General features: G+C 36.5%; 10 protein-coding genes and 1 riboswitch. Of the genes, 1 reads left to right on the top strand and 9 read right to left on the bottom strand.

The window, feature by feature from the left end; translation table 11 throughout:
* Positions 1 to 70: 70 nt before the first annotated feature.
* The 3 genes from V7S50_RS30620 to V7S50_RS30610 are packed head-to-tail and all read right to left on the bottom strand — an operon-like array spanning position 71 to position 2,621.
* A complete protein-coding gene (locus V7S50_RS30620; protein WP_199677703.1) occupies positions 71 to 925 on the bottom strand; it encodes a MetQ/NlpA family ABC transporter substrate-binding protein in 855 nt (284 codons plus the stop codon).
* 21 nt (positions 926 to 946) lie between these two features.
* On the bottom strand, positions 947 to 1,612 hold the full coding sequence (locus tag V7S50_RS30615) for a methionine ABC transporter permease (RefSeq protein WP_098147801.1): 666 nt from the start codon (positions 1,610 to 1,612) through the stop codon (positions 947 to 949).
* Entirely contained in the window at positions 1,602 to 2,621 is a 1,020-nt protein-coding gene (locus tag V7S50_RS30610) for a methionine ABC transporter ATP-binding protein (RefSeq protein ID WP_199677702.1), read from the bottom strand. Before V7S50_RS30610 ends, V7S50_RS30615 begins: the two co-directional genes overlap by 11 nt.
* Before the next feature lie 123 nt (positions 2,622 to 2,744).
* A riboswitch (SAM riboswitch) is annotated at positions 2,745 to 2,850 on the bottom strand.
* Positions 2,851 to 3,091: 241 nt separating this feature from the next.
* On the opposite strand from V7S50_RS30610, the gene V7S50_RS30605 reads away from it, so the two are divergent.
* Positions 3,092 to 3,655: a cysteine hydrolase family protein gene (locus V7S50_RS30605; RefSeq protein ID WP_199677701.1), complete on the top strand. Its 564-nt coding sequence runs from the start codon at positions 3,092 to 3,094 to the stop codon at positions 3,653 to 3,655.
* Positions 3,656 to 3,887: 232 nt separating this feature from the next.
* On the opposite strand, the gene V7S50_RS30600 is transcribed toward V7S50_RS30605, so the two are convergent.
* The 6 genes from V7S50_RS30600 to pcrA form a co-directional block, all read right to left on the bottom strand.
* On the bottom strand, positions 3,888 to 4,046 hold the full coding sequence (locus tag V7S50_RS30600) for a hypothetical protein (RefSeq protein WP_242256155.1): 159 nt from the start codon (positions 4,044 to 4,046) through the stop codon (positions 3,888 to 3,890).
* Between the two features lie 177 nt (positions 4,047 to 4,223).
* On the bottom strand, positions 4,224 to 5,771 hold the full coding sequence (pruA, locus tag V7S50_RS30595) for an L-glutamate gamma-semialdehyde dehydrogenase (protein ID WP_060629323.1): 1,548 nt from the start codon (positions 5,769 to 5,771) through the stop codon (positions 4,224 to 4,226).
* Between the two features lie 154 nt (positions 5,772 to 5,925).
* Positions 5,926 to 6,696: a TSUP family transporter gene (locus V7S50_RS30590; protein ID WP_000343967.1), complete on the bottom strand. Its 771-nt coding sequence runs from the start codon at positions 6,694 to 6,696 to the stop codon at positions 5,926 to 5,928.
* A gap of 96 nt (positions 6,697 to 6,792) precedes the next feature.
* Positions 6,793 to 7,977, bottom strand: a complete 1,185-nt coding sequence (locus tag V7S50_RS30585) for a CamS family sex pheromone protein (protein ID WP_242256141.1) — start codon at positions 7,975 to 7,977, stop codon at positions 6,793 to 6,795.
* A 16-nt stretch (positions 7,978 to 7,993) separates the two neighbouring features.
* A complete protein-coding gene (ligA, locus tag V7S50_RS30580; RefSeq protein ID WP_063221567.1) occupies positions 7,994 to 10,003 on the bottom strand; it encodes an NAD-dependent DNA ligase LigA in 2,010 nt (669 codons plus the stop codon).
* Positions 10,004 to 10,018: 15 nt separating this feature from the next.
* Complete coding sequence (pcrA, locus tag V7S50_RS30575; RefSeq protein WP_199677698.1) at positions 10,019 to 12,262, bottom strand: DNA helicase PcrA; 2,244 nt, start codon at positions 12,260 to 12,262, stop codon at positions 10,019 to 10,021.

The raw sequence follows: 12,262 nt of genomic DNA, 5'->3' as shown, positions 1-12,262 counted from the left end.
TTAAGTAGATTATATGTTGAACGAACTAACAGCGGAGGGGTTCCTTCTGTTAGTTCATTAAACCCAATGATTATTTTACAATTTTTTCAATCTCATCAAGTGAAAGATCTACTGAAATGGAACCATCATTTGTTTCTTTCTTAATTGCATCTGTTACTTCTTTTGAATGATATAGTTCAATTACTTTTTTCAGTGTTGGATCATCCTTATCTTTCGTACGAGCTGCGAAAATATTAATATATGGCTTCGCATTTTCATTCTTTGGATCTTCTAAGAAAATGGGATCCTTCGCTGGGTCTAATCCAGCTTGACCAGCAACACCGTTATTAATAACTGAAGCTGCTACATCTTTTAATACACGAGGTGTTTGCTGTGCGATAACCGGTGTGATTTTTAACTTCTTCGGATTTTCAGCGATACCACTTGGATCTCCAAATAAGCCAAAGTCTTTCTTAAGCTTTAATAATCCGGCTGCATCAAGAAGTTTTAATGCACGGGCTTGGTTCGTTGGATCATTTGGAATCGCAATTTCTGAACCATCTGGAATTTCGTTTGCCTTCTTATGTTTCTCAGAGTATAAGCCCATCGGTGCAATTTGCGTTGTACCAACAGCTGTAATATCTAACTTATGCTCTTTTTTAAATTGCTCTAAGAAAGCAACGTGCTGGAATGAGTTTAATTCAATATCTCCATCAGCTAACGCTTTATTTGGCGTTGTGTAATCAGAGAACTCAACCAGTTTAATTTTAATTCCTTCTTTTTCAGCTTTTTTCTTTAAAATTTCCCAAGCGTCTCCATCCGTTCCAGTTACACCGACGCGAACTACTTTTTCTTTCGCTCCTGCCCCCGTGTCTCCACTTGAGCAGCCGCTTAATGCTGAAACACCTACAATCGCTGATAATGCAAATGCTAAAATTTTCTTCATTTTCTTTTCCCCTCTTCCTGTTTATGATCTGCGTAAAAAGACTTTCGCAAAGTAGTTTCCTAAGTTTTGAGCTACCTGTACGAGAATAATAAGTAAAACGACCGTTACGAACATAACTGATGTATCAAAACGTTGATAACCATATGTCATCGCTAAGTCACCAAGACCGCCACCACCGACAAGTCCAGCAACTGCAGAGAATTCAATTAAACCAACTGTCATAAACGTAACACCTAAAATCAATGGCGCTAACGCTTCTGGCACAAGAATTTCAAAAACAATTCTAAATGGTGAAGCACCCATTGCTTGAGCTGCTTCAATAACTCCCTTTGGAACTGAAACAAGATTTGTTTCAACCATTCGAGCAATACCAATCGAAGCCACTAACGTCATTGGGAAAATTGCTGCTGCTGTTCCAATCGTCGTTCCGATAACACTTCTTGTTAGTGGGCTTAAAGCTACTAAGAAGATGATGAATGGAACCGGACGAATTGTATTAATAATGATATTAAGAATAGAAAAGACCCATTTATTTTCTAAAAAGTTTCCTTTTCTCGTTACATATAATAGTAAACCTAGGGGTATACCAAGAATTATAGCAAATATAAGGGTTACGATTACCATTAAGAGGGTATCTCCCGTCGCATCTACTATGCGAGGCCAAAATATACTCCAATCAACTCGCATGAGCTTCTACCTCCTTCAGCTGCACTTGCAGTCTTAGATGTTGTAATGCTTTTTGAATCTCCCTCTGTTCACCTTGCAATTCTACAAGAAGATTTCCAAATAGCACATTTTGAAGTTCAATAATATTTCCGTACAGTACGTTTACATCGACGTTATAGTTTTTTGCGATATACGATAGTACTGGTTGACCTGTCTCCTCACCAGTAAATGTTAGACGATAAATCTGACCACCATTTTGAATTTTCGCTAGAACACTTTCTGGTAAATGATCATTAATAACAGAACGTACAAAGTTTTGAGTCGTTTTTGTTTTTGGTTGTGTGAACACGTCAAACAATTTTCCTTCTTCAATTACTTTTCCTTTTTCCATCACAGCTACACGGTGACAAATTTCTTTCACAACATGCATTTCATGTGTAATAAGAAGAATTGTTAAATTATATTCTCGATTTACTTTTTTTAATAGGTTTAATATCTCTGTTGTTGTTTCTGGATCTAAAGCTGATGTTGCCTCATCACATATAAGAATATCTGGTGATGTTGCAAGTGCTCTAGCAATACCTACACGCTGCTTTTGTCCGCCTGATAGCTGCTCTGGGTAATTGTTTGCCTTATCTTCTAACCCTACAAACTTCAGCAGTTCATTTACTCTTTCTTTTATCTCATTCTTTGGTACTTTCGCTAACTTTAATGGATAAGCAATATTCCCAAACACTGTTCTTGAATTAAATAAATTAAAGCTTTGAAAAATCATCCCGATTCTTTGTCTTAGCTTCCGTAATTCTTTCGTCGATAATGATGTAATATCTTTATTATCTATTGAAATCGTTCCTGCCGTTGGTCTCTCTAACATGTTTACTAGACGTAATAACGTACTCTTTCCAGCTCCACTAAAACCGATAATGCCAAAAATTTCACCTTTCTCAACGGATAACGTTACATCCTCCACAGCATGAACAGATTGCTCACCTGATTCATACACTTTACTTACATTGTTAAAAGAAATCATTTTTCCCCCTCCTATTTGCTGTAAAAACTTGAAGTAGAGCTTTCGAGGTAAAATAAAAAGTGCTCTCCTTCTTATCAACCATAAAGATAAGAAGGAGAGCACTTATATGTACTCGGTCACATCTTCTCATCTTCCAAGCCTTTCATAGACTTGCTGGAGTTAGCACGGTATTAAAAAACCCGTTGCTGAGGTATCGTAGGGCCAGTCCCTCCACCTCTCTGGATAAGAATGTATCGATTTAATTGTCGTTTAATTAATTCTCATTATAGAACTCAGAATAATAAGAGTCAATACATTTTTTAGAAAAATATTAATTATCCCTTTATTAAAATTTTCAGATGAAATTTCATAATAAAATAGTAACCTTTAAAGTTATGTAAAATTCTCCTCCTGCATATTTTTTAAAAGGATAATCTTCTCTACTAATTGAATACCATTATTTGAATATGAAATCGGAGGAAGATAAATATATGAAAACAGCCCTTTTACTCGTTGATATTCAAAATGATTATTTTCCACACGGAAAGATGGAATTGCGTAATCCAGTAGAAGCAAGCGCATATGCCCGTCAGCTACTACAACTCTTTAGAAAGAAAAATGAACCTATTTTTCATATCCAACATGTAGCAATAAAAGATGATGCTACTTTTTTCCTGCCCAATACAGAAGGTGTGCATATTCATGAAAGCGTACGTCCACTTAGAGAAGAAACCGTTATACTCAAACATTACCCAAATAGTTTCCGCGAAACTGATCTTCTAGAACAATTACAACGTTTAGACATTGAGCACGTCGTCATATGCGGGATGATGACTCATATGTGTATTGACGCTACCGTAAGAGCTGCTTTTGATTTCGGCTTTCAATGTACTGTTATACATGATGCTTGCGCTACAAAAGATCTTTCTTTTAAGAATGCTACTATACCAGCCGTTTATATTCATAACACAATTTTGGCTAGTTTAAATGGAGTATATGCAAATGTAATGAGTACAGAGGAGTTTTTAGCCACAAAAAAACACTCTCTTCAGTGAGCAAAACCGAAAAGAGTGTTTCTTGTCAAACCATAGATTTTCTTTCAAATTGTATTATACAGGAAATTTTCAAAATGAATACTAAAAAATATGACTAATAAGTCAACTTTTCTCGTTGTTTTATTTCTATTTACATGTTTATCCCGATATTAATAGGGTTTAGCAAGTTCCACTTACCAAATAGTAATATATGGTAGCTCTAATTCGAATTCAAATTAACTACTTTCCCCTATTATTTATCTGTTTGTTTCTGTTTCTTTTTCAAATACTCCGCACGCAATTTTTCAATTTGCTGCTTTTTATCAAATTTGGCAGGCGTCTGCTTTTCATGAAACTTTGCGACAGCTACCTGGCCTTTGTAATCTAATTGATATTTTCCCATTTTGTTCACCTACTTCTCTTTTCTTTAAAGACAACCTATTCAACAAATATAAATATACCTTATTTTACTGAATTAAACCTTATTACTTTATTAGTTTTTCTACCGATATCTATCTTAATACACATATAGAAAGTTTTTCAAAAAAAAGAGATCTTCGCAAACTGCGAAGATCTCTTCTACTATTTCTTATAAAGTTTCAGAAGTAGTTTTTGCTTGCATGTGAAGTGCTAAGTAGTCAGGGCCACCAGCTTTAGAGTCTGTACCAGACATGTTAAAGCCACCGAATGGTTGGTAACCTACGATTGCACCAGTACATCCACGGTTGAAGTATAAGTTACCTACGTGGAAGTCTTCACGTGCTTTTTCAATATGGTCACGGTTGTTAGTAACAACAGCACCTGTTAAACCGTATTCTGTATTGTTTGCAATTGCAAGTGCATGATCAAAGTCTTTTGCTTTACAGAATGCTACTACTGGTCCGAAGATTTCTTCTTTCATTAAGCGAGCATCTTCTGCAACGTCAGCAACGATTGTTGGTTGGATAAACCAGCCTTTAGAATCGTCTCCTTCGCCACCAGCTAAGATTCTACCTTCTTCTTTACCAATTGCAACATAGCTCATTACTTTATCGAATGCAGCTTGGTCATTAACAGGACCCATGTTTGTACCTAATACAGCTGGGTTAGCAACTGTTAATTCTTTCGTTAATTCAACAGCACGATTTAATACGTGATCGTATACATCTTCATGGATTACTGCACGTGAACATGCAGAACATTTTTGTCCTGAGAATCCGAATGCTGATGCAACGATAGATTTAGCTGCTAATTCAAGATCTGCTTCTTTATCAACAACGATTGTATCTTTACCACCCATTTCAGCGATAACACGTTTTAACCAAATTTGGCCTGGGTTTACTTTCGCTGCACGCTCATAAATACGGATACCTACATCGCGAGATCCAGTGAAACTCACGAAGCGTGTACGAGGGTGATCTACTAAGTAGTCACCAACTTCAGAACCATTACCTGGAACGAAGTTTACTACGCCAGCAGGTAAGCCAGCTTCTTCTAATACTTCCATGAATTTCGCTGCTACTACAGGAGTTGTACTAGCTGGTTTTAGTAATACTGTGTTACCAGAAACTAAAGCAGCTGTTGTCATACCTGCCATAATTGCGAATGGGAAGTTCCAAGGAGAAATGATAACACCTACTCCTAATGGAATGTAAGAGAAACGATTATATTCAATTGGACGGCTTTCTACTGGAATACCGTCTTTTAATTTTAACATTTGACGACCATAATATTCCATAAAGTCGATTGCTTCTGCTGTATCAGCATCTGCCTCATTCCATGGTTTACCTGCTTCTTTTACAAGAATAGCAGAGAATTCATGTTTTCTGCGACGAACGATTGCTGCAGCACGGAATAAAATGTCTGCACGCATTTCTGGCTTTGATTTTCTCCAAGTTTGGAATGTTTCATCCGCTACTTGCATTGCTTTTTCAGCTAACTCACGGCTTGCTTTTGAAACACGACCAACAAGTTCCTCTTTATTTGCAGGGTTTACAGAAACAATTTTGTCTTCTGTAGTGATTTTTTCTCCCCCAATAATTAATGGATAGTCTTGTCCAAGATAAGATTCTACTTTCTTTAAACCTTCTTCAAACGCTAATTTGTTAGCCTCCACTGAAAAATCTGTAAATGGCTCATGTTTGTATGCTACTACCATTATTTTTAGCCTCCCCTTAGAAAAACGTTTACATTTTACAACATTATTCTACACGATAATTTAGATTTATTCAAATATTCCTAGACTTATATTTTAAAAATTAATAAATTTTTAAAATATAATAAAAAAAAGAGATTCATACATGCGTATGAATCTACAAAATATGAGTATATTCCAAAACATTTTTTCCGATCAATAATATAGTAACTAATAAAAATAAAGTCCTTACATATCCAACACCTTTTTGAACTGCAAACTTCGATCCAAAATAAGCACCCAAAATCATCGATAATCCCATAATAATACCGTATTCAAAATGAATTACATCTAAAAATAAAAAAGTAATTAACGATACGATATTACTAACAAAGTTCAAAAGTTTTCCAGATGCTGCCGCTTGAATAAAATCCAAACCAATTAATAAAAATGCAAAAATTAAAAAGGATCCTGTCCCTGGTCCAAAAAATCCATCGTAAAACCCTATCATTAAAATAACAAAGAAAAATATTAATGTTTTTCTTTTCGTCATCTTCTTATAGGTAGATACACTTCCCCAATCCTTTTTCGCAATAATATAAATGGCAATGAATACCAACATAACAAGCACTAACGGACGTAAAATATCCGGCGGAATAAACTTTACTACTAAAGCACCTGCGACTGCTCCTATAACAGTTAACGGGATTAACTTTCCTACAATTTTAAAATCGACCTTTCCCGATCGAATAAAATAAATTGCACTCGTAAACGTCCCCATCGTTGCAGCTAATTTATTCGTTGCAATGGCCGAAGCTGGTGGTAAACCAACAAACATAAGTGCCGGAAGTGAAATTAATCCTCCACCGCCAACAACTGAATCAATAAACGCTGCTAAAAATCCGAATGCAATTAATAAAATAATGACTTGAAAACTTAGTTCGTCCATGCGCTTTACCCCTTACCCCCATTTTTTATAACATTTTAAATTATAACAAAATTTATCGAGAAAAAAAGCCGTTCCATAAAGGAACGGCCCTCCTATTTAATCTAAAATTTTCACAAACGGTTCATCTTGCTTCGCTTCACGTATAATAATCGCTTCTGGGCGTTCTACAGATTTAATCGTTACTTGCACCCTCATATAATTCGGGAAGTATTCCATAACAAGCCCGGCTACATATTGTGTAAAGCCAATTATTTCTGCTTTCCCATTAAATTGGACAGGAATATCAAGCTTTATTTCTCTTAATTCATCGTCTCTATACATACCAGTACCGATAACAGCTGTATAGTCGCCTTGGAAATAATCGCTTAGTTTTGCTTTAAAGTTTGATACTCTCGCCAGATCTTCACGTTTATTATCTGTTTTCGCTTGTTCAGATGGGAACAAATAATATTTCTCATTAATTTGTTTCCAATCCTCAACCGTTTCACTACCTTTTTCTACATTTGCATAAGAAACAAAATTACCTGGTACGAGCGAAGATTTTGGAGATTGACGATAAATTGCAAATGTAATCGGAACAGTTTTTGTCTCAGCGTCCTTTTGATGCATAACTTTCAAGATTTCTTGCGCCATTTTTTTCCCTTCAGCTAACATTTTTTCTTGCTCGATTTTAGCCTCACGTGGATAACCATGCTCTTCCTCGTAATAATGAACCGAATTCATCGCTAATCCAACTACAATGCCACTACGCTCATTTTTGTTCACATAATAATCATGCTCTAAAATATTTGAAATATATATTGGACTTTTGTTATTTTTCACTTCTAGTGATTCGGATCCTGCACCTAATGCGGGATTTAACCCTATATTCGGGAAGTTAACCGCATCTTTTTTTAATTTATCTTCTAGTTCCTTTTGTTCTGCATCTGTACGTTTTCTTTTAACAAGCATCTGTATATCCTGAGTATTTAGGAACTTTCCGCCTTTTAAAACATTATCTTTCGTACTAAATGATTCTTTCGCAATTCGCATTAATCCTGTTTCAAACTCATCTATATCAAGGCGACTATTTAATCCTTGCACAACTAACCCGCGTGCTTCTCCACCATCAAATGGAACAGTCGTCTTATAATATTCATCTGAAATAGCGTATTTTGGAACAACTGATTGCTCTTTTGCTTTCCCCGATTTCTCAACCACTTTTTCATCTTTGTCGGCACCTGCGCTACACCCACTTACAAGTAGACCAAGGCTTAATACCGCTAATGCTATTTTTTTCATGGTAAGTTTGCACCTCTTACTTATTTAGCTCTTGTAAGAACCTCTCTTCATTCCAAACCTCAACATTATGCTTCTCCGCTTGTGCTAATTTCGAACCTGCCGCTTCACCTGCAACAACCAAATCCGTACTTTTACTAACACTTCCGGTTACTTTTCCACCTAATGCCTCAATTTTTTTCTTCGCTTCACTACGTCCCATAATTTCTAATTTCCCCGTTAAAACGACAGTTTTTCCAGCGAAGTACGACTCAACGTTTTGTAAATCAGCAATTTTTATGCCTTTGTATGTCATGTTCACTCCGTATTCTTTAAATTGTTGTAATAACTCTAATACGTCTTCATTATCGAAATACGTTACGACGGATTGAGCCATTTTTTCGCCAATTTCATTAATTGCTTTTAATTCTTCTTCCGTTGCCTTCACAAGCGCATCCATCGTTTCGAAATGCTCAGCAAATGTACGTGCTGCTTTCGCTCCAACATGGCGAATTCCAAGACCAAATAATAATCGCTCTAATGAGTTCTCTTTAGAATTCTCAATTGCTTGTACTAAATTCGTTGCTGATTTTTCACCGAATCGTTCTAGTTCCAATAATTGCTCTTTCGTCAACGAATATAAATCAGCAAATGTACGAATATAATCAGCATCAAAGAGTTGTGTAATGACACGTTCTCCAAGTCCATCAATATTCATTGCATTTCTTGAAACGAAATGGATTAGCCCTTCTCGAATTTGAGCTGGACAAGTTGGATTTATACAACGAAGTGCTACCTCTTCTTCTAAACGAACTAGTTCACTCTCACATGCTGGACAATGCGTTGGCATATGATATTCTTCTTCCTCACCAGTACGCTTATCAAAAATAACGTTCACAACTTCAGGAATAATATCTCCGGCCTTCTTCACAACAACGTAGTCACCAATTCGAATATCTTTTTCGCGAATTAAATCCTCGTTATGTAAAGAAGCACGACGAACGATAGTACCAGCCACTCGCACTGGCTCTAGCTCTGCAGTTGGTGTTACAACACCTGTACGGCCAACACTTAATTCAATACCTGTTAATCTTGTTACAACTTCTTCAGCTGGGAATTTATAAGCGATTGCCCATCTTGGACTCTTTGCTGTAGTTCCTAAGCTTTCTTGAAGAGCAACATCGTCTACTTTTATCACGATTCCATCAATCTCATAATCAAGATGCGGACGTTTTTCTTGCCATTCTTCAACATAAGCTATAACTTCTTCAATTGTTTCACATGTACGACGATTTGGATTTGTTTTGAATCCAAGTTCACCTAAGAAATCAAGCGATTCACTATGTGATGGAATTGTTTTTTCTTCTACATTCGCAAGACCGTATACAAACATAGATAAATTACGCTTCGCTGCAATTTTTGGATCAAGTTGGCGTATTGAACCTGCTGCCGCATTACGCGGATTCGCAAATACATCTTCACCATTTTGTTCTTTTTCTTCATTTAACTTAACGAATGAACGCTTCGGCATATAAGCTTCGCCTCGTGCTTCTAACGTTACTTCTTCATTTAAACGAAGCGGGATCGCTTTAATCGTTTTTAAATTTTGAGTAATATCTTCCCCTGTTACACCATCACCACGTGTCGCTCCTTGAATAAAGCGTCCTTTTTCATAATGAAGTGAAACAGCAAGCCCGTCAATTTTTAATTCGCATATATATCTTACATTCGCACCATCAATTCCTTGACGTACTCTGCGGTCAAAATCGCGTAAATCTCCTTCGTTAAATGCATTCCCTAAACTTAACATTGGTGACTTATGTGTTACTTTTTCAAATATATCAAGAATAGCTCCCCCAACGCGAACGGAGGGAGAGTCTTCACTCATAAATTCTGGGTTCTCTGCTTCTAATTTTATAAGCTCCTGCATATTACGGTCATACTCCGCATCAGAAACAGAAGGATTGTCTAATACGTGATACTGATAGTTAAATGTATTTAACAAATCACGCAGTTCTTCTATACGTTTTTTTGCTATCTCTTTTGACATATCCTCATTCCTTTCCTATTGTTTCGTCACAGGTGCAAATTTTGCTAACAAACGTTTAACACCAATTGGGCTTGGGAACGCAATATCTAATTCTTTTGCATCACCTTCACCTTTTACACTTACAACTGTACCGACTCCCCATTTTTGGTGGGAAGCTTTATCGCCTACTGCCCAGCCGATTTGTTCGCCACCTGTTGTCTTAGCTGCAGGACGCGCGAAAGCTGAACGAGAACGTGTGGTAGTTGTCGTTTTACTTGTACTTGTCGTTCTTCCTTTTGCCCCAAACGAAGTTTCACGCTTCGGCGCTGTTTCATTTAATGATTCCACTAATTCTGCCGGGATTTCTGTAATAAATCGAGATGCGGCATTCATACTTGTTCTACCAAATAAAGTACGCATTTGTGCATTGGATAAATATAACTCTTCTTCTGCACGAGTAATACCTACATAAGCGAGACGACGCTCTTCTTGCATTTCATCTTCTTCCATTAGAGAACGTGTATGAGGGAATATTCCTTCCTCTAAACCTACAATAAAGACAACTGGGAATTCTAATCCTTTTGCTGAGTGCATCGTCATTAAAATAACTTCCTCACCAGCAGTTGGATCTTCATCTACACGATCAATGTCAGCAACAAGCGCTAAGTCTGTTAAGAATGCAACAAGACTCTTATCTTCGCTTTGAGATTCAAATGTTTGCGTAACAGATAAAAACTCATCTAAGTTCTCTAAACGACCTTCTGCTTCTAAAGTACGCTCGTTTTTCAACATATCGCGATAGCCTGTTTTTTCAATAACTTCCTCTACCAATTCTGTAACAGATAAATACTCTTGCATATTTACCCAGTTGTGTAATAAACCTGCGAATTCTTTTACTGCCTTTGTAATTTTTGCACTTACTCCAACATGCTCAATCTCATCGAATACAGCAGTTAATGAAATTCCATTTTGTACACCGTAATTAATAATTTTATCGATAGAAGTCGCACCAATTCCGCGCTTTGGCATGTTAATAATACGTGCGAAACTAATCTCATCATCTGGATTCCCAATTAAACGTAAATACGCCAAAATATCTTTAATCTCTTTACGGTCGTAGAACTTAGTACCGCCGACGATTTTGTAAGGAATATTAGATTTCAGGAAAATCTCCTCGACCATACGAGACTGAGCATTTGTACGATATAACACTGCAAAATCAGTATATTTTCGTTTTCCCATTTGAATATCATCACGAATTTTTTTCGCAACAAAATATGCTTCGTCTTTTTCCGTTGCAGCACGATAATACGAGATTTTGCTTCCAACTTGATTATCTGTCCATAATTTCTTCGGTTTACGATTCGTATTTTTTTCGATAACAGCATTCGCTGCATTTAAAATATTTTGTGACGAACGATAGTTTTGTTCTAACAGAATAACTTGCGCATTCTCATAGTCTTTTTCGAATGACAAAATGTTGGAAATGTCCGCACCACGCCAGCGGTAAATAGATTGATCTGAGTCACCTACAACGCATAAATTTTTAAAACGTGCTGCTAAATGTTTAACAAGAAGGTACTGCGCTTTGTTCGTATCTTGATACTCATCCACGTGAATATATTGGAACTTACGCTGATAAAACTCTAGTACTTCTGGAACACGTTCAAATAGCTGAATCGTTGTCATAATTAAATCATCAAAGTCTAATGAATTATTTTTCAAAAGACGTTTTTGATATTCTGTATATACATCGCTCGTTAATTTTTCATATGGATCAGCGATTGTAATTTTTTTCGCATATTTATCTGCAGATAACAATTCATTTTTCGCATTACTAATACCCGCTAAAATAGAGCGCGGCTCAAATTTCTTCGGATCAATATTACGCTCTTTCATAATTTTTTTGACTACAGTTAACTGATCGCCTGAATCTAAGATTGTAAAGTTACGATTAATACCAATACGATCGATATCACGTCGTAAAATACGTACACACATAGAGTGGAACGTCGAAATCCAAATATCTTCTGCTTCTGGTCCGACAAGTGTATCAATACGCTCGCGCATTTCACGAGCTGCTTTATTTGTAAAGGTAATAGCTAGTACATTCCATGGTGCTACACCTTTTTCACCAAGTAAATACGCAATACGATGTGTTAACACACGTGTTTTACCACTACCTGCACCTGCCATTAATAGAAGTGGTCCATTTGTTGTTTGTACTGCTTTTTGTTGTTGCGGATTTAAACCATTTAATAACCTATCTGTTGTACTCAT

The sequence above is a fragment of the Bacillus sp. CCNWLW194 genome, assembly GCF_037120585.1.
Classification (GTDB): domain Bacteria; phylum Bacillota; class Bacilli; order Bacillales; family Bacillaceae_G; genus Bacillus_A; species Bacillus_A basilensis.
This window is presented reverse-complemented; position numbering and strand designations above follow the sequence as displayed.